The following is a 23,171-nucleotide window of genomic DNA, read 5'->3' as shown; positions in this document are numbered from 1 at the left end:
GGTGGCGGAGTAGTGCGATGGCGGTGACGGGAAAGCCCGGTCGGCACCGGCTGGTGCGCGGGTCACCGCTGCGCGCGATGGCCGGCCGGCTCAGCTGGGGCCTCGGCGACCAGGCGGTGTCCAGCCTCAGCAACTTCTTCGTCGGCGTCGTCGTGGCCCGCTCGCTCGGCGCGGCGGCGTTCGGCGTCTTCACGCTCGCCTGGGTGACCTACGGCGTGGTGCTCGGCCTGTCCCGGGGGCTGGCGACGGATCCGCTGGCCGTCCGGTTCAGCGGGGTCGCGACCGACCTCTGGCGGGGCGCGGTGGCGCGCTCCACCGCGACCGCGCTGCTCGTCGGGACCGGCACCGGTGTGGTGAGCGCGCTGGCGGGGATCGCGATCGGCGGCTCCGTCGGCGGCGCGTTCGTCGCGCTCGGCGTCATCCTGCCGGGCCTGATGCTGCAGGACAGCTGGCGGTTCGCGTTCTTCGCCTCCGGGCAGGGGCACAAGGCCTTCGTCAACGACCTGGTGTGGACGGCCGCCCTGGTGCCGGCGCTGGTCCTGGCGGTGCTGCACGGCAGCGTGGTCGGTTTCCTGCTCGCGTGGGGGCTGTCGGCGGCGGTCGCCGGGCTGTACGGCTGCTGGCAGACGCGGATGACGCCGACCTGGACCGGGGCGCGCGCGTGGGTGCGCGAGCACCGCGACCTGGGCAGCCGGTTCCTCGCCGAGAACGTCCTGGTGGCCGGGTCCGGGCAGCTCCGCATGTACGGGCTGGGCGCGATCGCCGGGCTGGCCGACGTCGGTGCGGTCCGCGGCTCCCAGTTGCTGCTCGGGCCGTTCATGGCGGTCCTGATCGGGTTGTCGCTGGTCACCGTCTCCGAGGCGGCGCGGGTGGTCCGGGAGCGGCCGCACCGGCTCCGCCTGTTCGCCCTGCTGCTCGGCGGCGGTCAGGCCGCCGCCGCGATGGCGTGGGGCGTGGCGCTGATGGTGCTGCTGCCCGAGTCCGTCGGCCGCTACCTGCTCGGCGACGTGTGGGAGTCGGCCGCCGCGCTGATCCTGCCGGCCACGCTCGCCATCGCCGCCGCGAGCTTCACCACCGGCTCCTCCTCCGCGTTGCGGGCGCTCGGCGCGGCGGGCCGCGGCCTGCGCGCCGAGGTGGTCACGTTCGCGGGCTACGTCGGGGGCGGGTTGATCGGCGCCGCGCTGGGCGGCGCCCTCGGCTCCAGCTGGGGCGCCGTCGTCGGCAGCGTGCTCGGCGCCGCGGCGCGGTGGCTCGAACTGGAGGCCTGCCTCCGTGAACGCGATCCGGCCGTCACATCCGAGGAAATGAGGACCACATGACCGGCACACCCCGGCTGAGCATCGGACTGCCCGTCCACAACGGCGAGGAGTACCTGGCCGAGTCCCTGGAAGCGCTGCTCGGCCAGACGTACGAGGACTTCGAGCTCATCATCTCGGACAACGCCTCGACCGACGGCACCGCGGACATCTGCCGCCGGTTCGCGAAACAGGACTCGCGGATCCGGTTCATCCCGCTGGCGGAGAACATCGGCGCCGCGCCCAACCACAACTTCGTGTTCCGCGAGGCGCGCGGCGAGCTGTTCAAGTGGGCCTCGCACGACGACCTGTACGGGCGGGACCTGCTGCGGCGGTGCGTGGACGCGCTGGACGAGCACCCGGAGGTGGTCCTCGCGCACGCCGGGACGGCCATCATCGACGGCGCGGGCGGGGTGACCGCGCCGTTCGAGTACCGGCTCGCCACGGACTCCCCGCACCCGCCGGCCCGGTTCCGCGCGCTGCTGTTCGCCGACGGCGGTGACGACTTCTACGGGGTGATCCGCTCGGCCGCGCTGCGCCGGGTGCGGCCGCACGACAGCTACCACCACGCCGACCGGACGTTCGTCGCCGACATCGCGCTGCAGGGCCCGTTCCACCAGGTCCCCGAGCTGCTGTACTTCCGGCGCGACCACCCGGACCGCGCGGAGCGGGCCAACAAGACCATCCGGTCCCGCTGCGCGAACCTGGACCCGAAGCGCGCCGACCCGCTCCGGCACCCGACCGCCCGGCTGCTCGGCGGCTACGTGTGGGGCTGGATCCGGATCGTCCAGCGCGCGCCGATCACACCCGCGCAGCGCCGCGAGTGCTACCGCCACCTGGGCGAGTGGCTGGCCCGGCGCGCGCTGCGGCGGGAACCGTCGGAGGAGTTCGCCCGCGTCGAGAACGACCTGGACGTCGTGGTCGACTCGGTGGTGGCCGGGCGCGGGGGCGAGTGATGCGCGTCGGCGTCTTCGGCCTGCTGGGACAAGGCAACCTCGGCAACGACGGTTCCCTGGCCGCCCTGCTGGACCACCTGCGGCGGGCGCACCCGGACGCGGTCGTGGACGCCCTGTGCGGCGGCCCGGAGGAGGTCAGCGGGCGGTACGGCATCCCGGCGCGGCGGCTGCACTGGTTCCGCTCGGAGACGCTGCCGGCCAAGGTGCTCGGCAAGGTCGCGGACCCGCTGTGGATCGGCCGCTGGGTGCGCCGCCACGACGTGGTGATCGTGCCCGGCATGGGAGTGCTGGAGGCGACGCTTCCGCTGCGGCCCTGGGGGTTTCCCTACTCGCTGCTGCTGCTCGGGCTGACCGCCCGCCTCACCGGCACCAAGGTCGCGCTCGTCAACGTCGGCGCCGACGTGGTCCGCCAGCGCGCCACCCGGTGGGTGATCACGCGCGCCGCGCGGCTCGCGCACTACCGGTCCTACCGGGACGAGCACTCGCGGCAGGCGATGGCCCGCATGGGCGTCGACGTGCGCGCCGACGCGGTGTTCCCGGACCTGGCGTTCGGGCTGGCCGATCCCGAGCCCCGGCCCTCGTCCGGCGCGGTCGGCGTCGGGGTCATGTCCTTCCACGGCGGCAACGACGACCGGGCCCGGGCCGGCGAGATCAACCGCGCCTACCTGACTACCGTGAAGCGGTTCGTGCGCCTGCTGGCCGACGAGGGACGGCCCGTGCGGCTGTTCACCGGCGACGCCGCCGACGACGAGGTGGTCGCCGAGATCCTCGCCGAGCTGGCGGACGCCGACGTCACCGCCGAACCGCCGGCCTCGCTGACCGACCTCATGCGCCAGATGGCCGAGGTGGACGTCGTCGTCGCCACGCGCTACCACAACGTGCTGTGCGCGCTGAAGACCGGGAAGCCGGCGATCTCGCTGGGCTACGCGCGCAAGAACGACGTGCTGATGGAGGCGATGGGGCTCGGCGAGTTCGCCCTGTCCGCCCGGGAGCCGGACTTCGACCGGCTGGTGCGGCGGTTCCGCGAGCTGCTGGACCGGCGGGAGGAGCTGGTCGCCGTACTGGGGGAACGCAATCGTGTGACGACCGAGCGGCTCGCGCACCAGTTCGCCATGATGTCCGAATCCGTCGTCGAAGGGAGCCGGCCGTGAAGGCCGTACCGGTACCCGGCATCGCCGGGGCGTGGTTGTTCGAACCGACACCGCACGCCGACGCGCGCGGGTTCTTCTCGCGTACGTTCGACCGCGAGGTCGTCGCCTCCGTGGGCATCGACCCGGACGGCTTCGCGCAGGACAGCCTGTCCCGGTCGGTCAAGGGCGTGATCCGCGGAATGCACCTGCGCTCCGGCGCCGGAGAGGCCAAACTGGTCCGGTGCTCCTACGGCGAGGTGTTCGACGTCGTGGTCGACCTGCGTCCGGACTCGCCGACCTTCCGCAACACCGAGTACTTCCAGCTCTCCGGCGACACCCAGGTCAGCGTGTACGTGCCGGCGGGCTGCGCGCACGGCTTCCAGGCGCTGACCGACCCCGCCGACGTCTCCTACCGCATCGACCGGCCGCACGACCCGTCCGAGGACGTCACCATCGCCTTCGACGACCCGGACCTGGCCATCCCGTGGCCGCTGCCGGTCACCCTGACCTCCGACCGCGACCGGCGCGCGCCCGCGCTCGCCGAAGTTCTGAAGACCCTGAGGTGACAGTCATGGACGCCCAGTTCCTGCCCCGGTCCACCGAGCTCAACGAGCGCCTGCACCAGCTCGTGCCCGGTGGCGCGCACACCTACGCCAAGGGGGAGGACCAGTACCCCGAGGGGCTGGCGCCGGTCATCTCCCACGGCCGCGGCGCGCACGTGTGGGACGTGGATGGCAACTCCTACATCGAGTACGGCTCCGGGCTGCGGTCGGTGAGTCTCGGGCACGCGCACCCGCGGGTGGTCGAGGCCGTGCGGCGCGAGCTGGACCGGGGCAGCAACTTCGTGCGGCCCTCCACCGTCGAGCTGGCCGCGGCCGAGAAGTTCCTGGCGACCGTGCCGACCGCGGAGATGGTCAAGTTCGCCAAGAACGGCTCGGACGTCACCACCGCCGCGGTCCGGCTCGCGCGGGCGGCGACCGGGCGGCGGGTGGTCGCGATCTGCGCCGACCAGCCGTTCTTCTCCACCGACGACTGGTTCATCGGCACCACCGGCATGCCGGCCGGGATCCCGGACGTGGCCGGCGCGCTGACCGTGCGGTTCCCGTACGGCGACCTGGCCGCGACCGAGGAGATCCTGCGGCAGCACGACGTGGCGTGCCTGGTGCTGGAGGCCGCGAACGCGGTCGAGCCGCCGCCCGGGTACCTGGAGGGGCTGCGTGCGCTGGCCGACGCCTACGGCGTGGTGCTGATCTTCGACGAGATGATCACCGGTTTCCGCTGGTCGGAGGCGGGCGCGCAGGGCTACTACGGGGTGACGCCGGACCTGTCGACGTTCGGCAAGGCCCTGGGCAACGGGTTCGCGGTGTCCGCGCTGGCCGGCAAGCGGGAGCTGATGGAGCTGGGCGGGCTGCGGCACACGCGCGAGCGGGTGTTCCTGCTGTCCACCACGCACGGCGCGGAAACCCACTCGCTGGCCGCGGCGATGGCCGTCATGGACACCTACGTCCAGGAGGGCATCGCGGCGCGGCTGCACGCGCTCGGCGAGCGCCTGGCGTCCGGGGTGCGGGACGTGGCGGCGGCGATGGGCGTCGGCGAGCACGTCGTGGTGCGCGGCCGGGCGAGCAACCTGGTGTTCGGCACGCTCGACGAGCAGCTGCGGCCGTCCCAGCCGTACCGGACGCTGTTCCTGCGGCAGCTGGTCGCCGGGGGTGTGCTCGGGCCGTCGTTCGTGGTGAGCAGCGCCCTGACGGAGGCCGACATCGACCGGACGGTGGACGTGGTGGCCCAGGCGTGCACCGTGTACCGGAAGGCGCTGGACGCCCAGGACCCGACGCCGTGGATCGGCGGCCGCTCGGTCAAGCCGGTGTTCCGGCCGTACGCCTGACGGGGGGCGTCCGGCGTAACAGGGCGGTGGTCGTCCGCGACCCCCTGGTAAGCCGCCAGTTCCGGGAGGGCCGCCATGCGTGTACGGGCATCCGACATCTCGGCTCGCACCATCGGTGACGAGACGATCGTGCTCAGCCTGTCGACCTCGAAGTACTTCACCATCACCGGGGTCGGCACGCGGCTGTTCGAGCTGCTCGCCGAGGAGCGGTCGGTCGAGGACCTGGTCGGCGTGATCACCAGCGAGTACGAGATCGACGCGGACACCGCGCGCCGTGACATCGAGACCTTCCTCGGCCGGCTCCGCGATGCCCAGCTCCTCCACTGAGGCGCCGCCGCGGCTGTCCACACTGGACATCGCGGCCGGTCAGCCCCTCGGTGCCGCCCCGTTTCCGCTCGGCGTGCCCACGGACCCGGTGCGCGCGCTGCGGACCGCCCTGCGACCGGCGTTGCGGCGCGAGCCGTGTGTGATCGCCTTTTCCGGTGGGCGGGACTCGTCGGTGCTGCTGGCGGTCGCGGCCGATCTCGCCGCGCGCGAGGGGCTCGCGCCGCCGATCGCGCTGACCTTCCGCTACCCCGGTGACGCGGCCGCGGACGAGTCGGCCTGGCAGGAGGTGGTGATCCGGCACGTCGGCGTCGACTCCTGGGTGCGCCGGGACATCGCCGGCGAGCTGGACCTGATCGGACCGCTCGTGCGGCCGGTGCTGCGTGCGCGCGGCCCGGTCTATCCGGCGGCGCTGGGCAACACGATGCTGCTCGCGTCGCACGCGCCGGGCGGCAGCCTGGTCACCGGCAACGCGGGGGACGAGGTGCTCGGCGGGCACCGGCTCGGAACGCTGCGTGCGGTGGCGCGCCGTCGTGGCCGCGGGGTGACCGGGGCCGATTGGGCGCGGTTCGCCGTGAGCGCGGCGCCCGCGTTCGCTCGTCGCCGGATCGCGCGCCGGTCGCTGCCGATGCCGTGGCTGCGGCCGGATCCGCGCCGCGTGGTGTGGCGCGCGGCCGCGGACCGCCCGTTGCGGTGGGAGACCAGCGTGCGCACCGCGTTGGCGACACGCGCGTTCGCGGTGGGATTCCGGACGCGGGCCGACGCGGCCGCGGAGTACGGCTGCGAGCTGGTGGAGCCGTTCGCCGATCCGTCGTTCGTCGCGTCCTACGCGGCTACCCGGCCGATGACCCGCGCGGCGGGCACCCGGCTGGTGGCCGACGGGGTGCTGCCGGAGGCCGTCCTCGCCCGGCGGGACAAGGCGCGGTTCAACGCCTCCCGCTTCGGGGCGTGCTCGCGTGAGTTCGCGCGTGACTGGGGTGGCACCGGTGTGGACGAATCGCTGGTCGACCCGGACGCGCTGCGGGCCGCGCAGCTGGCCGACGAGCCGCCGGCCGCCACCGCGATGCTGTTGCAGCAGGCCTGGCTGGCGGAGGCGACATGAGGTGGCGGCGGCGGGCCCGGCTGGCCTGGGAGGTGCTGCGGGCGCTTGCCCCGATGGTGCGGATCGAGCTCGGCCTGCGGCGCTCGGACCTGCGGGAAACCTGCCGCCGGTTGGGGGTGCGCTGCGATCTGACCAGCACGGAACCACCCTCGGACGAGCTGCCGGTGCTGCCGCGGTGGTCGCGGGCGCCCATCCGGGCCTCGTACTTAGTGGTGTCGCGGTGGCCGGCCGGGGACACCTGCCTGCGCCAGTGCCTGCTCATCGGGCACCGGTTGCGGGACCTGGAGCCGGTGCTGCGGATCGGCGTGCGGCGTGCGGACGGCCGGTTCGCCGCGCACTCGTGGCTGGAGATCGACGGCAAGGCGCTGGACCCCACGGCGGCCCGGTACGCGGTTCTCGGATCGGCGGGGTGACCACAATGGACTTCACCTACCGGGCCCACGGGCTGACCGTCTGGAGCGACGTCGAGCTGGCGCTGCCACCCGGCGACGGCGGCGAGCCGGATCTGGTGCTGCGCCGGGGGCCCGATCACGCGGTGCCCCGGGCGGAGCTGCCCGGTCGCTGCCTGGCCGAGCTGGCGAAACCGGACGGGCGGGTGTTCTACACGCTCGCCACGGACGGGAACCGGACCGTGCTGCGGTACCCGTCGCTGTGCGAGTTCGCCGGCGACCCGCTGCTGCGTGAGGTGACCTACCACCTGGACCCGTCGGCCGATCACGGGTTGCTGACCGTGCTCGCGACGGGCGCGCTGCTGGCCGTGCACCTGACGCTGAACTCGCACCTGGTGCTGCACGCGAGCGCCGTGCGGGTCGACGAGCGGGCACTGGCGTTCGTGGGTGCGTCCGGGATGGGGAAGTCCACGCTCGCGGCGGCGTTGTGCGGGCTCGGGTGCGATCTGGTGGCCGACGACGTGCTGCGCGTCGATGCCGGCGGGATCGTGTACCCGGGGAGCACGGAGAACCGGCTGCGGATGGCCGCGCGCGGACTGGCGGACGAGGCCGCCGAGGAGGACGTGCGGCCGACCGTCGACGGTCGGCTGGCGTTGCGGTCCACCGTGTCCACGAACGCGTTGCCGCTGGCCGCGTGCGTGATCCCGCGGCCAAGTCGGTCCGTTGTGGACGTTTCGGTGGAGCGGCTGGCCGGGGCGCGGGCGTTCGTGCGGATGAGCCAGTTCCCGCGGGTGCTGGGCTGGCGCGATCCGGCGGTGATGGACTTCGCGTTCCAGCGGCTGGCCGATCTGGTGGCGGAGGTGCCGGTGTTCGAGGCGACGGTGCCGTGGGGGCCGCCGTTCCGCGACGAGGTGCTCAACACCCTGGCGGCCCTCACCTAACCCCACACGCGAGTCCCACGTTCCCGCACGCGAGTCCCACGTTCCCGCACGCAAGTTCCACGTTCGGGCACGCGAGTTCCACGTTCCTGCGCGCGTGTTCCACGTTCGGGTGCGCGAGTTCGCCGATCGCCCCGCGCGCCGGCAGCGGCGAAGTCGCCTGCCTGAGCGCAGAACTCGCGTGCCTGAGTGTGGGACTCGCGTGCTTGAGTGTGGGACTCGCGTGCTTGAGTGTGGGACTCGCGGGTGGGTCAGCGGTAGGCCGCTGACTGGAGGCGGTACAGCTCGGCGTACTGGCCGGCGCGGGCCATCAGCTCGTCGTGCGTGCCGCACTCCACCACGCGGCCCGCGTCGAGCACGTAGATCCGGTCGGCCATGCGGGTGCTCGAGAAGCGGTGCGAGATCAGCAGCGCGGCCCGCCCGCCGAGCATGGCCCGGACGTCGGTGAACAGCTCGTGCTCGGCGCGCGGGTCGAGCGCCGCGGCGGGTTCGTCCAGCACCACCAGCGAGGTGTCCCGGTACAGCGCCCGCGCCAGCGCCACCCGCTGCCACTGCCCGCCGGAGAGGTCGAAACCCTCGTCCAGGTCCCGGCCGAGCATCGTGTCCAGGCCGTGCGGCAGCTCGCGCGTCACGCCGAGCACGCCCGCGCGCCGGGCCGCGTCGTGCACCGACTCCTCGTCGGCGGGGCGGTCGCCGTCGCTGATCGTGATGTTGTCGCGCAACGTCATCTGGTACCGCACGAAGTCCTGGAAGATCACCGTCACCGACGCGCGGATGTCGGCGGGCGGGGCCTCCGCGCCGTCCCAGCGGCGCGTGCCCCGGTCCGGGTCGTACAGCCCGGCGACGATCTTGGCGAGCGTCGTCTTGCCGGAACCGTTCTCGCCGACCAGCGCGACCACCTCGCCCGCGCCGATCTCGATGTCCACCGAGTCGACCGCGGGCCGCTCCTGCTCGGGGTAGCGGAAGCCGACGTCCCGCAGCACGACGCCCCGCCGCAGCGGCCGCTTTTCCCCGGCGGCGGTCGAGCGCGGGGCCGACGCGACGAACCGTTCGAGGTCGGCCAGGAACGGCGCCGATTCGAGCAGCCCGCCGACCGAGGTGAACAGCGTGCCGAGCTGGCTGCTCAGCAACCGCACCGCGATCGCGGCCGCGCCCGCCGCGGGCAGGTCGATCCGGCCGCTGCGCACCAGCCCGACGATCGCCAGCAGCGCGGCGGTCAGCGACAGCGCGACGCCGATCGTGGTGAGCCCGGCGATCAGCTGGCGCCGCCGGACCTGCTGCCGCAGCGCGCCGTTGATCTCGGTGTTGAGCTCGGCGTGCCGCGCCCGCAGCGGTTTCGTCGAGTGGAACGCGCGCAGCTCGGCCGCGTACGGGCGCTGGGTGAGCAGCTGGCGCAGGTAGTTGCGGCGGCGGAACAGCGGCGTCAGCCGGTGGGCGAACGCGAACTCGGTGCGGCTGGCCCACCGCGCGAGCAGCACCGCGGGCAGCCCGGCGCCGGGCCGGACCGGCACCAGCAGCGGTTCGACCCCGATCAGCACCGCCGACATCGTGACCACCCCGAGCAGGCTCCCGGTCAGCCCGAGCAGCGCGGTGGTCACGGCGAACGGCCGGGTCAGCGCGTTCTGCTGGACGCGTTCCAGCGACGTGGCGAAGCCGGCGGACTCGTAGGTCACCAGGTCCGCGCGGGCGGTGGTGTCCAGCACCCGGTCCCAGACCCGCTGCGAGACGCGTTCGCCGAGCAGCCGGTGCTGCTGGGTCTGCAGGGCGCCGACCGAACCGGACAGCGCGGTCATGAACGCCAGTGCCAGCAACGAAACGGTGAGGCCGAAGCGCGCGTGTTCCGGCTGCAGCAACGCGTCGAAGGTGAGCTTGCTCGCCGCGACCACGCCGAGCGCGCCGAGCGCGCCGATGACCTGGTAGACCGCCGCGGTGGCCGTGCCGGCGCGGTCGGCCGCCGCGACCTCCCGCGCCGCGGCCGTGATCAACCGCGGCGTGGCCGCGATGCGTCTGATCCCCACCGCCGAATCGTACCGCCGGGGAAACGAATTCCCGGAATTGTTCCGGTACCGGTTGGACAACTTCACCAGCACATTCTCCGGGCGGTTGTAACGGAATGGGTCATTCGGGCGAATCCCGGTCGAGGTCCTTCGGCTCTCCTTCGTCGACGAGCAACGGAAAGGAGTGACATGAAGAAAGAATACGCCGCACCGGGCATCGACGACATCGGCACGTTGTCCGAGCTCACGCTGGGTCAGTCGGCGGGAACGCGGCTCGACGCCGATTTCGCCGCCGGCACCCTCTTCGGTGATCTGACCTTCTCGTGACACGGGTTTTCCCGTTCCGGCCAGTAGTGGGGGGAGGTGAACACATGCGCGAGCCCTACACCACCCCGGAAATCACCCTGTTGGGTTCGGTGATGGACTTGACACAGCAAAATCTGTTCGGTTCGTCCCCGGACAACCTGACGTGGGCGATACCGATCCTCGGCGATCGCGACGCGTATTCGTGATGGTTTTCCCGGTCGCGGGGACAGGTGGTCGGGTGATCGCCTGTCCCCGTCGGCCGGCTGTGCGGAAGTGAGCACCCGGTGGCGCTGTACACAATGGACGGACTGAAGATCGCGGGCGGCTGGATCAACGGGTACGACCTCATCCCGTTGCCGCTGGGCGATCCGGGCGAGCCGCGGCGGGTGCTCGACCGGATCCTGCTCGGGCACCTGACGCGCACACCGTGCCTGGTCGCCTTCTCCGGCGGGCGCGACTCCTCGGCGCTGCTGGCCGCGGCGGTGGCGCTGGCCCGGCGCGAAGGGCTGCCGCCGCCGGTGCCGATCACGCTGCGGTACCCGGCCGCGCCCGCGTCGGACGAAACGTCGTGGCAGGACGCCGTGCTCGCGCACCTCGGGGTCACCGAACGCATCGTGCTGACCGTGGGCGACGAGCACGATCCGGTCGGTCCGATCGCGACGGCGGTGCTGCGGCGGCACGGGCTGGTGTGGCCGCCGAACTTCGCGCCGACCTGGCGGATGATGGACGCGGCCCGCGGTGGCGTGCTGCTGACCGGCGAGGGTGGCGACGAGGTGTTCGGGCTGAAGCGGATCACGCCGGTGACCAAGGTGCTCAAGGCACGCGGGCGGGTCCGGGCCCGGGTGTTTCCGGACGCGGTGCGTGCGCTGGCGCCCGCGTCCGTTCGGCGGCGGGCGGCGCTGCGCGAGAGGTACCGGCGCCCGTGGCTGCGGCCCGCGGCGGAGGAGGTGCTCGCCGAACGGGACGCGGCGGACGCGGCGGCGTACGAGTTGCACGCCGGCCGGCACGCGTGGCAGTTCACGACGCGCCGCTGCGCGCGGCTGGGCTACCGCACGGTGCGCGCGCTGGGGTCCGAACTGGACTGCCGGTACGTGCAGACCTTCGCCGAGCCGGACTTCGTGGCGGCGATCGCGCGGGCCGCCGGGTTCTGGGGGTGGAGCGGCCGGACGGCCACGATGCGTGACCTCTTCGGCGACCTGCTGCCCCGCGAAATCCTGGAACGCACCAGCAAAGCGGACTTCACGGGCGCGGTGTTCACCGACCGGACACGCACGTTCGCGCGCGAGTGGACCGGTCGCGGGGTGGACGAGGAGCTGGTGGACCCGGCGGCGCTGCGGGACAACTGGCTCGCGCCGAGCCCGCACGCGCCGTCGATGACGCTGCTGCAGCAGGCCTGGCTGGCGACCAGCGGTTGACTCGCGGAATCCCGCGCGGCGACAGCCGGCGGAGTTCACCGACTCACCGGGACCCGGTGGGGGAGCCCTTCCGCACCTCGCGCAGGGCGTAGGTGAACCGGCTCAACGGGCTCCGGTGCCGGGCGGCCGTGTAGCGAGCGTCCGGGAAGACCAGCGCCCGCAGGTACGCGGGCTTGTCGCGCCACGGCAGGACCCGCAGCGTCGCCACCGCCTGTGCCGCGAACGTCTTGTCCGGTGTCGTGTGCAGGCCGAGCCACGATTCGTCCCGGGCGGACGGTATGTAACCGACCGCCCAGTGGGCCAGCTCGCCCGGGACCTTGATCCCGAGCAGCCGCACCGTGTCGGCCACCGCGGCGGCCACCACCGCCTCTGCACCCCACGACGCGGCCGTCCGCCGCACCGGCTCCGGGTTCCCGTCCACCACCCGCAGCATCTCCGCCACGTCCCGCAGCGAACCGAGCCGCAGCGGCCAGTCCCCGAGTGCGGCGTGGTAGCAGGCGTGCAGGAACCGGTTCGGCAGCGACAACGCCCGCACCGCCCGCCCGCCGATCGCGAACTCCTGCCCCGCGTCCCACACCGCGTCCAGGTCGACCCGCCGCCCCCACGGGCCCAGCACGAACGTGCGGTGCAGGTCCAGCTCGTACCCGGCGGGCGGGCGCAACGTCATGCCCTTGTCGAACCGCCGGTCGAACCCCGGCCGCGGCTCGGCGAGCGTCCGCCGGAAACCCGCCGTCGCGAGCACCGCCACCGTCCGGTCGATGTCCCCGGCCCGCACCAGCACGTCGAGGTCGTTGAACGACCGCAGCGCCGGATCGGGGTAGTCCAGGTGCGCCACGGCCGTCCCCTTCAGCACCCGCGCCTCGATGCCCGCCCCGGTCAGCAGGTCCAGGATCCGCAGCAGCTCGTGCTCCAGCACCAGCACCCGCATCTGGTTGGTGGCGTGCGCGGAGGCCGCCTCCCGCGCCTGCGCACCGGTCGCCGGGAACGCGCCCGCGGCGATCGCCGCGGTCAGCAACCCGGTCATCCGGTGCTTCCGCGCCGCCGCCAGCAGCCCCGGCCAGTCCTCGGCGCGCACCGGTCGCGCCGGCATGGCCCGGTCGGTCCCCGGCAGGCGATACGCCGCGGCGGCGAGCAGCGCCGCCGGGTACTCGCGTTCGTCACACAGCCTGCGGCCCATCCGGCTCTCCGCTCATCCGTCTCCAGATCCGGTCGATCAGCCCCGCCGTCGCCGGGACGACCGCCACCGCGGCGCAGAACCCGCCGATCGTGTCGGTCGCGTAGTGGGCGTTCAGCCCGACCTGCGCCCACGCCGCGTAGGAGCCGGTCACCAGCGCGCACGCCAGCACGACCACCGGACCCGCGCGCCACCGCCGGGCCAGCGGCAGCGCCACCACCAGCGTCACCGCCGTGACGAACGCCGTGTGCCCGCTCGGATAGGACAGGTGGATCGCGTGGATCGTCCGGTCCGTCAACGGTTTCCCGAGCGTGGTCACCGCGACCGTCAGCCCGGGACCGGCGATCGCGAGCGCCAGCACGCGCCAGCGCCGGAGCACCGTGAGCGTCACCGCCAGCAGCACCGTCAGGACCATCGATCCCCTGGGCTCGCCGAAGAAGTCGATCGCGATCGCCGCCGACCAGGCGGCGTCGACCGACTCGGTCGCGGCCGGCTGCACCCACGCGTCGAACCACCCCGGCTCGCTGTGGCCGGTGTAGAGCACGCCCAGCAGCACGACGACCAGCGCGGCGGCGACCGCGACCGGGTTCAGCACCCGTGCCGCGGGGGCGGGCAGCAGCGGTGGGTTCCGCCGCGGCACGAGTGATCTCCGCAGCCCAGTCATCGCGTCCTGGCCAGCAGGATCCAGTCCGCGGTGATCTCGGCCTCCGTGAAGTGCTCGGCGAGGTAGGCGCCGTAGACCTCGCGCAGCGCGGTGACGGTCTCCGCGCAGCAGCCCTGGCCCTCGGTCAGGCGCGGGATCATCACCCAGTCCACGTTGCCGAAGGCCCGGTCCGCGTCCGGGTGCACGGAGCGGTCGAAGCTGATGCCGACGTCCCACCACAGCGGGCCGCCGGTCGCGGGCGGCAGGGACAACGCGAACGAGAACGGGTTCGCCAACGCGATCGTCGCCACCGTGTCCGCGGGCCCGGCGTGCCGCCGCAGCAACGCCACGCCGTCGTTGATCATCGCCGGGACGGCGTTCGCTGTGCGGTACGCGGTCTGCCACTGCGCGTCGGCGGGAACCACGAAGTCCCGCAGGCCCGGAGCGGCCATGCGCTGGCTCGCCGGCGGAGCCGCCACGTAACCGTGCTCGCTCGCGGCGCGGCCCAGCGCCAGGGTGTCCTTCCCGGCGATCGGCCCGGCGGTCGCGGCCACCAGCACCGCCACCCCCGCGAGCACCAGCGCCGGGGTCCGCACCTTCGGCGCGAGGACCACCAGGAGCAGCAGCGGGAGAACCACCAGCGCAGGCAGATCGCCGTGCTCGGCGGTGTTGGCCGAGGCCACCAGCACGCTGGACACCCACACGTATCCGGCGGCCACGGCCGTCTTGAGGATCGGGCGCGAAGGCAGCTCCAGCCGGCGTGCCCGGAGGATCAACGCGACGACGACGGCCGCGGTGAGCAGCAGCACCGGGGCGGTGTAGGCGGCGCTGCGCATCAGCATCCCGAGCCGTTGCCCGCCCTGGGAACCGCCGGCGTGCACGAGGTCGGCGAGGTAGCCGGCGATCCCGATGCCGAACGTCAGCCGCATGACGACCGCGACGCCGAGGAAGGCCGCGACCGCGGCGGCGCCGAACCGGAGGTTGCGGGGCAGCGTGCCCAGCACGAGACCGACCACGACCGCGGCCGCGCCGGCCGCGAAGAAGTTGGCCTTGCAGTAGAACATCAGCCCCAGCAGGAAACCGAGCACGAGCCCCTCGGCGACCACGCGCCGCGTGGTGAGCGGCGCACGCGGCCGGATCAGCACGAGCAGCAGCAGCGTCGCGTACAGCACCCAGCCGTAGCGGTTGTAGAGCATCGCGTACGTGGTGGTCCACGGCGAATACCCGAGCGGGCGGGGCGTGACCACCAGCAGCGCCAGGAAGACCGTGAACCCGGCCGCGTGCACCGCGGGCAGCCGCCGGCGCGCGACGAACCAGGCCAGCGGCGCGGTGATCGCGAGGAAGAGCGCACCGGCGTAGACCACCGCGGTCAGCGACGGGACCGCCTGCACCTTCATCCCCAGGCTGACCAGCCCGTACACCAGCGGCCCGATCGGGTTCTCGAAGTCGGTGCTGGGCACCTGACCCCCGGTCATCCGGTAGGCGCCGTCGAGCAGGATGAACACGTCCCAGGGCGCGGACATCGGCGCCGGTCCGGACCACAGCCACACCCCGCCCAGCCCGGCGACGAGCACGAGCGTCACGACCGGCCAGAGCCAGGGTCGCCGGTCGCGGCGGTCCGCGGGCTCCGCCGCGACGCGCGCGTCGATGGCCGGTTTCGTCATCGGGTCAGCTCCAGATGTCGCGGTGCACGTTGAAGATGACCCGGGACCCGAGCCGCTCCAGTTTGATCGGCAGTTCCTTCATCGTGGCCAGCCGCGAGCGCACCGCCCGCTGGTGTTCCAGGGGGCAGCTGACCAGCAGGAACCCGCCGCCGCCCGCGCCGGTCACCTTCGCGCCGGACGCGCCCGCCGCCAGTGCCGCGTCCACGGCCTCGTCGATCTGCCGGTTCGACACCCCGGACGCGAGCGAGCGCTTGGCCTCCCAGCTCTTGCGCAACGCGGTGCCCAGCGCGGACAGGTCGCCGCCACGCAGGCCGTCCGCCGCCTCGCCCGCGAGGTCGCGCAGCTGGCCCAGCTGCGGCAGCCGGTCGCCGACGTTCGCGTTCTGCTCGCCCAGGATCGTGTTCGCGCTGCGGGTGATGCCGGTGAAGAACAACATCAGCTCGTCCTGCAGCTTCCGCCAGTCCGCGCGCGGCAGGTCGATCCGCTCGACCCCGACCGCGTCGCCGGGCCCGAACTGCAGGTCGCACAGCCCGCCGTAGGCAGCCGCGTACTGGTCCTGCCTGCCGATCGGTTTGCGGCAGCGGTCGATCTCGATCGCGCACGCCCGCTCGGCCAGCTCCGCGGCGGTCACCTGCCTGCCCTGGTAGGCGAACAACGCGTGCAGCAGCCCGACGGTCACCGAGGACGACGACCCGAGCCCGGACCCGGCCGACGGGATGTCGGCCAGCGTGGTGATCTCCACGCCGCTGCGCACCCCGGTCATGTGCATGGCCTCGCGCACCAGCTCGTGCTCCAGGTCCTCGACGCGGGAGACGATCTCCTTGCGCGAGTAGTTGACGTAGATCTCGTCGTCGAAGCGCTGCTTGACCACGACGTAGACGTACTTGTCGATGGCCGCGTTGAGCACCCGGCCGCCGTGCTCGCGGTAGTAGCCGGGCAGATCGGTCCCGCCACCGACGAGCCCGATGCGCAGCGGGGTCTGGGTGATGATCACGACGCTCGCCTGCCTTGCCATTCGTCGCGGGCCCGGTCCAGCGCCGCGGGGGTGCCGATGTCGAGGAACCACGCGTCGCCGAGGGAGACCACGCGCGCGTGCCCGACGAGCTCGGGCAGCAGGTCGTACCCGATGTCGGCGGGCGGCGGCCCGATCAGGTCGAGCACGGCGGGGGAGAACGCGTACATCCCGGCGTTCGCCAGATCACCGGACGGCGTGGCCGGCTTCTCGGTGAAACCCGTGACCAGGCCACCGGAAACGGTGAGGATCCCGCACCGCGTGGGATCGGGGGCGTGGAACACCGACAGCGTGGCGATGGTCCCGCCGGTGCGGTGCGCGTCGATCAGGACCCGCGGGTCGAAGTCGGTGAGGTTGTCCGCGTTGAGGGCCAGGAACATGTCCTCGCCCGCGACGAACGAGCGGTTGGCCCACAGCGTGCCCGCGCTGCCGAGCAGTTCCGGTTCCTCGACGGTGTGCACGACCGGGCCACCGCGCCGGTCCGCCAGGTGCGCCCGCACCAGCGGGGCCAGGTGGTGCAGGTTGACCAGCACCTCGTCCACCCCGGCGGCGGCGAGCGCGTCGAGCCAGATGTCCAGCATCGGCCGCCCGCCGATCTCGACCAGGCACTTGGGCGTGTGGTCGGTGAGGGGCCGCAGCCGCGTCCCCAGCCCGGCCGCGAGCAGGAACGCCTTCACGTCCCCGCCTTGCGCACCACGCCGAGCGACCGCATCTTGGCGTCCGCCTCGGCGAGGATTTCGTCCAGGCCCGGCATGTCCCGCAACCAGTCGGCGTACTCGGCCACGGAGTCCGCGGGAGTCCGCTTCGGGGACCAGCCCAGCTGTGTGAGCGCGTCGATGTCGGAGGTGATGTGCCGGGTGTCGCCGAAGCGGTACTCGCCGCTGATCCGGCCCGGCCGGTCCGATCGGTACTGGCGCCGCACGATGTCGGCGAACTCCTGCGTGGTGTAGCCGGTTCCGCCGCCGACGTTGAAGACTCGCCCGGCGGCGCGGTCGTCGGCGAGCACCAGCACGTTCGCGTCGACCACGTCGTGGATGTTCACGTAGTCGCGGATCGCCTGCCCGTCCTCGTACAGCGTCGGCGCGCCGCCCAGCAGGTAGTGCAGGTTGAAGATGCGGCACGCGCCGGAGTAGGCGTTGTAGACCGACTGCCGCGGGCCCTGCACGATGCTGTAGCGCAACGCGACGGTCGGGATTCCGTAGCGGCGCCCGAGGTTGACCGCCACGACCTCCTCGCCGTGCTTGGACATGCCGTAGGCGTTCTGCGGGTTGGCGATCCGCTCCGGTGTGGGCAGCATCGCCAGCGGCTCGCCGCACACCGCGCAGCCGAGGTCCCAGTGCCCCGCCCGCAACGCCGCCTCGGGCCGCATGTCCGGCGTCTGCTCGCCGTGCGCCGCGCACCGGTAGAGCCCCTCGCCCATCGCGGCCTGCGAGGACGCCACCACGATCCGGGCCAGGTCCAGCTTCTCGGCGACCACGATCTGGTAGATCATCGCCGTGGACGTGACGTTGACGTCGGTGAACTTCGCGAAGTCCGGCAGGTAGTCCTGGTAGGCGGCGAAGTGGTAGACCGCGTCGGCGCGGCGCAGCAGGTTGCGCATCAGATCGCGGTTGCGCACGTCGCCTTCGTAGAACTCCACGCCGGGCGTCAGGTGGTTCGGTTTCCCGTCGCGGTGCACCGGCGCGGCCAGCACGTCCAGCACGGTCACCTCGTGCCCCAGCTCGACGAGCCGGTCGCAGGTGTGCGATCCGATGAACCCGGCGCCGCCGGTGACCAGGATCCTCATCGCGCGTGCACCTCCCGGTACACGTCGAGCGTGCGCGCGGCGGTGGCCGCCCAGGTGAACTCGCCCGCGCGTTCCGGTCCGCGGGCGCGCAGCCGCTCGCCCTCCGGGCCGCAGGCCTTGACGATCGCGTCGGCGATCGAGCCGGAGTCCGCCGGGTCGGCCAGCAGCGCCGCCCCGCCCGCGGTTTCCGGCATCGCCGTCACGTTGGAGGTGACCACCGGGCACGCCGAGGCCATGGCCTCCAGGATCGGCAGGCCGAACGTCTCGTTGTGCGACGGGTACACGAACACGTCGGCCGCGCGGTAGAAGTGCACGGTCTCCTCCAGCGGCACCCCGCCGACCCACACGATGTCGCCGGCCACGCCGAGCCGCGCGGCCAGCGCCTTGAGTTGCCCGACGTACTCCACGTCCCGGCCGGGGCCCACGACGACCAGCTGCCGGTCCCCGAGGTCGGATTTCGCTGCGGCGAACGCGCGGATCAGGCCCTCGCAGTTCTTGTACGGCCACAGCGACGACACGAACAGCACGAACTGCCTGGTCACGCCGTAGCGCCGGGACACGTGGGCGAACGCCTCGTCCCGGTCGCCGGGGCGGAACAGGTCGTGGTCCACCGCCTCCGGGATGAGCCGGATCTTCGCCGGATCGACGTCCAGGTACTGCCGCACCTCGTCGACCAGGCTGCGGGAGTTGAGGATGATCGCGTCGGCCAGCCGCGCCGTGCGCGGGTAGCTCAGCTGCCGGTACAGCCGCGCCGGCGGTGAGATCGCGTGCGGTGTGGTGTACGCGTGCAGCGTCTTGATGTGCACGACGAGCTTCGGCGCCGACTTCACGATCGGCGCCATCAGCGTGTTCAGCACGTCGATCCCGCTCAGCGGCAGCCGCACCGGCGAGTACAGGTGCTCCGACAGCGTGCGCAGGTTGCGCTTCTCGTTGGACCACGGATAGGTGATGTACTCGACGCTCGACCCGTAGTCGTGCGTCGGCCGCGACTTCGGGCTCACCATGAGGTGGAACGACTCGCCGTCGCGGAGCAGCTCGGTCATCTCGGGGATGACGCGCGTCCAGAACCAGTGCGCGCCCGAGGGGTTGACCGGATCGTCGGTGAGCAGGTTGATCGCGACGCGCATGCGGTCAGAATGTCTGCGAGACAACGGCATCTGGGGTCATCCTCGACTGTCGGACGTACTGGGCCAGCAGGTGCATGCACGCCTGGTGGGCGTCTTCGACGACGCCGTAGTTGGCGGAGTCGACGTGGATGGAGACCTCGGCGCGGCGTCGCGCGGGCCCGCCCTCGAACCCGGTGAGCGCGATGGTCGGCATGTCGTGCGCCGCCGCCCAGTCCAGTGCCCGCACGATGTTCGGCGACCGGCCCGAGGACGAGATGACGATCAGCACGTCGCCCGGCCGCGCCTGGGACTGCAACTGGTACTCGAAGACGTGCTCGTAGCCCAGGTCGTTGGCGATCGCGCTGAACAACTCCACGTTCGTGCTCAGGCTCTGCACCCGCGTGGTGACGCCGGTGCCGTTGCGGATGCCCTTCACGTGGTCGCATTGCAGGTGGTTGGCGATCGACGCGGACCCGCCGTTGCCGCACGCGAACACCGCCGAATCGCGGTCGTAGGCGGCGTTCAGGACGGTCGCCGCGCGGCTGACCTGTTCCAGGTCCACGGTGGCGAAGGCGCGCGCCAGCTCGGCGACGTAGGCGCCGCCGTAGGAGTCGGCGCGGTGGAACTTCGCGGCCGGGAACTTCGGCGCCTTCTCCTGATGCGGCGCCGGGACGGTGCTGCCACCGAGGATGAACCGCACGGCGGCAGCGAGATCGGGGAACGTGTCGACACCCGTCACCGCCGAGCCGGGCGGCCCGACGTGCAGCGGCTTGGCGCCCACCGCCCGCGCCAGCCCGACGTCGGCCGGGCTGTCCCCGACCACCCAGGACGCCGCCAGGTCCAGGTCCAGCGCCTCCGCGGCGGCCAGCGCCATGCCCGGCCCGGGTTTGCGGTCGGCGCTGCGCCGCGCGAACGCCTCCACGATGCCGTCCGGGTGGTAGGGGCAGAACAGCCACAGGTCGACGTGCGCGCCGTGCCGCGCCAGCTCGGCGATCATGTGCTTGTGGACCTGCTCCACGTCGGCGATGCCGTAGTACCCGCGGGCCACCCCGGCCTGGTTGGTGACCACCGCGACCGGGATGCCGGCGCGGTTGAGCGCGGCGATGGCCGCGATGGACCCGTCGATGAACTCGACCCGGTCGACCGAGCCGACATATCCGCTGTCGACGATGATCGTGCCGTCGCGATCGAGCAGAACCCCTGGCTGGCTCACGGTCGACCACCTCTCTGAGATGACTTGAGGTCGCGCGCGGGCCCGGGCGCGTTACGGTTTCCGGCCGGTGGAGTGCTCATTCCACAACCGTCCTTTGTGGAGCGGCGCGCGGGGCGGACAGCAGCGCCGCCGCGACGAAGAGGTGCAGCAGGTACGGCGAGGCGTCGCCCACCCCGACCTCGGTGTAGGAGGCGACCAGGCAGTAGGTGATCAGGAAGATCGCGTACGCCCGGGCCGGTGAGGGCGGGCGGGACAGCGCGACGATCACCAGCGTCAGCAGGAACAGCCCCACCAGCACGATGCCCAGGTAGCCCTGCTCGTGGTAGACCGCCAGCCAGCCGCTGTCGATCGGCAACCCGTTGAAGGACTTGTTGGACAACCCGGTGCCGAAGACCTGCTCGAACCAGCTGCGTGGTTCCTGCAGCAGCGCGTCCCACACTTTCGTCCGCCCGGTGAGGTTGCTCAGCGCCTCGTCGTCCTGCCCGCGCAGCAACCACGTCTGCACCAGCGGGCCGAGCGGGATCGCGGCCAGCGCGACCGCGCCCGCGCAGAGCGTGAAGATCTTGCGGGCCCGGACGCTGGTCAGGAACAGCGACAGGCCGGCCACGAGCAGCCCGGCGACCAGGCCGAGCAGCGCCGTCCGGGTGTGGCTCAGCAGCAGCATCGCGAACGCGGGCCCGGCGATGAACGCCACGCTGCGGCCGTCGGTGTGGCGGTTCACCCACAGCAGGACGACCAGCCCGGCGACGACCGCGCTGTAGGCGCCGACCTGCGGCGCGGTCATCGGCCACAGGGTTCCGCTGAGGCGGCCGTCGTTGCTCGCGGGCAACGCGTTGCCCGGCGAGATGAACAGGCCGACCGCGACCGGGACCAGCACCACGATGAGGGCCCGCAGGTGCAGCCGCACGAACCGGATCGCGTGGTCCATCCACGGGCTGATCAGCCACAGCGTGGCGACGAACAGGGTCAGCCGGAAGCAGCGGAACAGCGAGCCGTAACCGGCCTCCAGGCGGGCGCTGCCCGCGATGCTCGCCGCCAGGAGCAGGGTGAGCAGGAACAGGAACGCGCTCGGCCGGATCCGCACGCGCGGGTTGGTGATCAGCGCGAGGCCGAACGCGGCCACGATCGCCCCCATCGTGACCACCTGCACGACGGTCCGCGGCAGGGTGATCAGCAGTTGCCCGCCCTGCGAGCCGAGCGTGTTGAACACCAGCAGCGCCCAGATCGCCGGCAGCAGGCGGGGGAACGCCTCCTGGCCGGGCTTCTCCGGCGCCGCGCGGGGCCGGACGGTGTCGATGCTCATCAGCCACCCGCCCTGAGCGTGAACGTGCTGCCGGTGTCCTGCTGGTAGGGCGGCGCCTGCCAGGCCACGGTGTCCAGGACGCCCTCGGTGTCGACCGCCATGAAGCTCCACGGCCCGGCGTAGGTGTTGTCGTGCCACCGGTTGTCCTGCCCGAACGTGATCGCCTGCCGGATGACCTCGGCCTTGTACGGCGACCAGTCCGGGTAGGTGCCGTAGTTGGACAGCACCGCCATGCGCCCGCACATCGCCCGGCACCCGATCACCACCGGGTCGAAGGCGAACCGGTTGCCGTGGATGTCGACGCGCTGGGTCTTCCAGCGGCAGTCGGAGTACAGCGGTTCGCCGGCGATGGCGGGCTGGGCGCACGTCGCGGCGTCCGGGACCAGCCGGGTGCAGTAGCCGGTCGAGGTGTTCGCCGCGCTGTTGCAGAAGCGGTCGGCGTTCTCCCACAGGGTGATCCCGGACCAGTTGTCGGTCAGGTCGTTGCCGGTGATCTCGATCTTGTCGGTGCGCGCCGGGACCCGCGGTTCCCCGCCGGATTCGGAGATGTAGATCGTCGCGGCGGGGAAGGTGTCGCCCTTGTCGACGAAGGAGCGGCCCTCGACCCAGTTGTTGCGGCGGATCGCGTTGTTCCGGATGACCGCGTTGTAGCTGGTCTCGTAGATGATCGCGGCGCCGCCGTTGCCCTCGATGACGTTGCCCTCGATCAGGAAGTCGTTGTTGTTGGTGTCCGCCCACAGCCCGACGCCCTGGTTGCCGTGCACCCAGTTGCCGCGCACGTCGGCGCCGTTGACCGCCCAGAACTTGATGCCGCCGGTGCAGCCGCAGCCCTCGTAACGGGCCTCCAGGTTGTCGGTGTTGTTGCCGGTGATCTCGTTGCCCTCGACGACGAGCCCGGTGATGGTGTCGCCGGCCTGGTAGGCGTTCATCGCGTACTGGCCGTTGGCGCGCAGGCAGTTGGCGCGCACCTGCTGCCGCGCCCCGGCCATCAGCCCGGCGCCGCGGTTGTCCTCGATGGTGTTGTGCTCGATGATCCAGCCGTCGCCGGAGTCGTGGTTGACCACGCCCTCGTTGAGCGGCGCGTCGAAGCCGGTGACCACCAGGTGGCGGATCGTCACGTCGGAGGCGGTGCCCGCGAACGCGTACCGGTTGACGCCGCGGCCGTCGAACACCGCGCCGGGGGCGCCGAGGTAGGTGTTGCCGGTCCGCGGCTGGACCTGGTCGTACTGGTCCTCGCCGAGCACGTGCTTGCCCGGGGCCAGCCAGAACGTGGTGCCCGGCGGGTTGTCGGCGGTCTTGATCGCCAGGTCGTTGACCAGGCCCGGGTCCACGACGACCGCCCCGGCGGGGGGCGTGGCCGGACCGGGTGCCGCGTTGCCGCACACCGCCGCCACCTGGTTCGGCACGCCCTCCTGCGCGGTGGGGGCCGCGGTCGGACCGGACGTGCACGCGGGCACCGCCAGGAGCGCCAGGGCCGGCAGCACCCGGCGGAGTCGGGTCGTCGTTCGTGCGGGCACGGCGTTGCCACCTCCG

At 72.6% G+C, this 23,171-nt stretch carries 23 protein-coding genes; 12 read left to right on the top strand and 11 right to left on the bottom strand.

The features are described from left to right. Window positions 1-17 precede the first annotated feature (17 nt). The 9 genes from D0D28_RS20705 to D0D28_RS20665 all read left to right on the top strand — a co-directional run bounded on the left by D0D28_RS20705 (window position 18) and on the right by D0D28_RS20665 (window position 8,022). Window positions 18-1,319 carry a hypothetical protein gene (locus D0D28_RS20705; RefSeq protein WP_116111676.1) on the top strand — a complete coding sequence of 434 codons (1,302 nt, stop codon included), beginning with the start codon at window positions 18-20 and terminating at the stop codon, window positions 1,317-1,319. Next, entirely contained in the window at window positions 1,316-2,251 is a 936-nt protein-coding gene (locus tag D0D28_RS20700) for a glycosyltransferase family 2 protein (RefSeq protein WP_116111675.1), read from the top strand. Before D0D28_RS20705 ends, D0D28_RS20700 begins: the two co-directional genes overlap by 4 nt. Beyond that, complete coding sequence (locus D0D28_RS20695; protein WP_116111674.1) at window positions 2,248-3,402, top strand: polysaccharide pyruvyl transferase family protein; 1,155 nt, start codon at window positions 2,248-2,250, stop codon at window positions 3,400-3,402. Before D0D28_RS20700 ends, D0D28_RS20695 begins: the two co-directional genes overlap by 4 nt. After that, window positions 3,399-3,947 carry a dTDP-4-dehydrorhamnose 3,5-epimerase family protein gene (locus D0D28_RS20690; protein WP_094003787.1) on the top strand — a complete coding sequence of 183 codons (549 nt, stop codon included), beginning with the start codon at window positions 3,399-3,401 and terminating at the stop codon, window positions 3,945-3,947. Before D0D28_RS20695 ends, D0D28_RS20690 begins: the two co-directional genes overlap by 4 nt. 5 nt (window positions 3,948-3,952) lie before the next feature. Next, window positions 3,953-5,266 carry a glutamate-1-semialdehyde 2,1-aminomutase gene (locus tag D0D28_RS20685; protein WP_116111673.1) on the top strand — a complete coding sequence of 438 codons (1,314 nt, stop codon included), beginning with the start codon at window positions 3,953-3,955 and terminating at the stop codon, window positions 5,264-5,266. 75 nt (window positions 5,267-5,341) lie between these two features. After that, window positions 5,342-5,593 carry a PqqD family protein gene (locus D0D28_RS20680; RefSeq protein ID WP_094003789.1) on the top strand — a complete coding sequence of 84 codons (252 nt, stop codon included), beginning with the start codon at window positions 5,342-5,344 and terminating at the stop codon, window positions 5,591-5,593. Next, window positions 5,541-6,692 (top strand): asparagine synthase-related protein, encoded by a 1,152-nt coding sequence (locus tag D0D28_RS20675; protein ID WP_240323280.1) that lies wholly within the window; start codon window positions 5,541-5,543, stop codon window positions 6,690-6,692. Before D0D28_RS20680 ends, D0D28_RS20675 begins: the two co-directional genes overlap by 53 nt. After that, window positions 6,689-7,105 carry a lasso peptide biosynthesis B2 protein gene (locus D0D28_RS20670; protein ID WP_240323279.1) on the top strand — a complete coding sequence of 139 codons (417 nt, stop codon included), beginning with the start codon at window positions 6,689-6,691 and terminating at the stop codon, window positions 7,103-7,105. The genes D0D28_RS20675 and D0D28_RS20670 overlap by 4 nt, the downstream gene beginning before the upstream one ends. 5 nt (window positions 7,106-7,110) lie before the next feature. Next, window positions 7,111-8,022 (top strand): hypothetical protein, encoded by a 912-nt coding sequence (locus D0D28_RS20665; protein WP_116111671.1) that lies wholly within the window; start codon window positions 7,111-7,113, stop codon window positions 8,020-8,022. A gap of 248 nt (window positions 8,023-8,270) precedes the next feature. Here the strand turns inward: D0D28_RS20665 and D0D28_RS20660 are convergent, their stop codons facing one another. Next, window positions 8,271-10,037 (bottom strand): ABC transporter ATP-binding protein, encoded by a 1,767-nt coding sequence (locus tag D0D28_RS20660; protein ID WP_116111684.1) that lies wholly within the window; start codon window positions 10,035-10,037, stop codon window positions 8,271-8,273. A gap of 168 nt (window positions 10,038-10,205) precedes the next feature. On the opposite strand from D0D28_RS20660, the gene D0D28_RS20655 reads away from it, so the two are divergent. The 3 genes from D0D28_RS20655 to D0D28_RS20650 all read left to right on the top strand — a co-directional run bounded on the left by D0D28_RS20655 (window position 10,206) and on the right by D0D28_RS20650 (window position 11,737). Next, on the top strand, window positions 10,206-10,343 hold the full coding sequence (locus tag D0D28_RS20655; RefSeq protein ID WP_115944531.1) for a putative RiPP precursor: 138 nt from the start codon (window positions 10,206-10,208) through the stop codon (window positions 10,341-10,343). 44 nt (window positions 10,344-10,387) lie between these two features. Continuing rightward, window positions 10,388-10,528, top strand: coding sequence for a hypothetical protein (locus D0D28_RS36230; RefSeq protein ID WP_167481515.1), 141 nt, complete (start codon window positions 10,388-10,390; stop codon window positions 10,526-10,528). A gap of 78 nt (window positions 10,529-10,606) precedes the next feature. Then, on the top strand, window positions 10,607-11,737 hold the full coding sequence (locus D0D28_RS20650) for an asparagine synthase-related protein (protein ID WP_240323278.1): 1,131 nt from the start codon (window positions 10,607-10,609) through the stop codon (window positions 11,735-11,737). A gap of 43 nt (window positions 11,738-11,780) precedes the next feature. Here D0D28_RS20650 and D0D28_RS20645 read toward each other — a convergent pair whose 3' ends face one another. The 10 genes from D0D28_RS20645 to D0D28_RS20600 all read right to left on the bottom strand — a co-directional run bounded on the left by D0D28_RS20645 (window position 11,781) and on the right by D0D28_RS20600 (window position 23,155). Next, entirely contained in the window at window positions 11,781-12,914 is a 1,134-nt protein-coding gene (locus tag D0D28_RS20645) for a nucleotidyltransferase family protein (protein ID WP_116111669.1), read from the bottom strand. Next, the gene (locus D0D28_RS20640; RefSeq protein WP_116111668.1) at window positions 12,895-13,551 is read right to left on the bottom strand and encodes a phosphatase PAP2 family protein; all 657 of its coding nucleotides are present in this window, start codon (window positions 13,549-13,551) and stop codon (window positions 12,895-12,897) included. The genes D0D28_RS20645 and D0D28_RS20640 overlap by 20 nt, the downstream gene beginning before the upstream one ends. Before the next feature lie 20 nt (window positions 13,552-13,571). Continuing rightward, on the bottom strand, window positions 13,572-15,218 hold the full coding sequence (locus D0D28_RS20635; RefSeq protein WP_116111667.1) for a hypothetical protein: 1,647 nt from the start codon (window positions 15,216-15,218) through the stop codon (window positions 13,572-13,574). 4 nt (window positions 15,219-15,222) lie between these two features. After that, entirely contained in the window at window positions 15,223-16,212 is a 990-nt protein-coding gene (locus D0D28_RS20630; RefSeq protein WP_116111666.1) for a GHMP kinase, read from the bottom strand. Then, window positions 16,209-16,907, bottom strand: a complete 699-nt coding sequence (locus tag D0D28_RS20625; protein WP_116111665.1) for a nucleotidyltransferase family protein — start codon at window positions 16,905-16,907, stop codon at window positions 16,209-16,211. Before D0D28_RS20625 ends, D0D28_RS20630 begins: the two co-directional genes overlap by 4 nt. After that, complete coding sequence (locus tag D0D28_RS20620) at window positions 16,904-18,016, bottom strand: SDR family NAD(P)-dependent oxidoreductase (RefSeq protein WP_116111664.1); 1,113 nt, start codon at window positions 18,014-18,016, stop codon at window positions 16,904-16,906. Before D0D28_RS20620 ends, D0D28_RS20625 begins: the two co-directional genes overlap by 4 nt. Then, window positions 18,013-19,143 carry a glycosyltransferase family 4 protein gene (locus D0D28_RS20615; protein ID WP_094003799.1) on the bottom strand — a complete coding sequence of 377 codons (1,131 nt, stop codon included), beginning with the start codon at window positions 19,141-19,143 and terminating at the stop codon, window positions 18,013-18,015. The genes D0D28_RS20620 and D0D28_RS20615 overlap by 4 nt, the downstream gene beginning before the upstream one ends. Before the next feature lie 4 nt (window positions 19,144-19,147). Next, the gene (locus tag D0D28_RS20610) at window positions 19,148-20,335 is read right to left on the bottom strand and encodes an HAD-IIIA family hydrolase (RefSeq protein WP_094003800.1); all 1,188 of its coding nucleotides are present in this window, start codon (window positions 20,333-20,335) and stop codon (window positions 19,148-19,150) included. Window positions 20,336-20,411: 76 nt separating this feature from the next. Further along, complete coding sequence (locus D0D28_RS20605; RefSeq protein ID WP_094003801.1) at window positions 20,412-21,638, bottom strand: hypothetical protein; 1,227 nt, start codon at window positions 21,636-21,638, stop codon at window positions 20,412-20,414. Continuing rightward, window positions 21,638-23,155, bottom strand: a complete 1,518-nt coding sequence (locus D0D28_RS20600) for a right-handed parallel beta-helix repeat-containing protein (protein ID WP_205413315.1) — start codon at window positions 23,153-23,155, stop codon at window positions 21,638-21,640. Before D0D28_RS20600 ends, D0D28_RS20605 begins: the two co-directional genes overlap by 1 nt. Between the last annotated feature and the right edge of the window lie 16 nt (window positions 23,156-23,171).

Origin of the sequence: Amycolatopsis ruanii, from assembly GCF_003385175.1 — a bacterium.
In the GTDB taxonomy this organism is placed as follows: Bacteria; Actinomycetota; Actinomycetes; order Mycobacteriales; family Pseudonocardiaceae; genus Amycolatopsis_E; species Amycolatopsis_E thermalba.
Note: the sequence above shows the minus strand (reverse complement) of the source record. Positions and strands in the feature narration are given on the sequence as shown.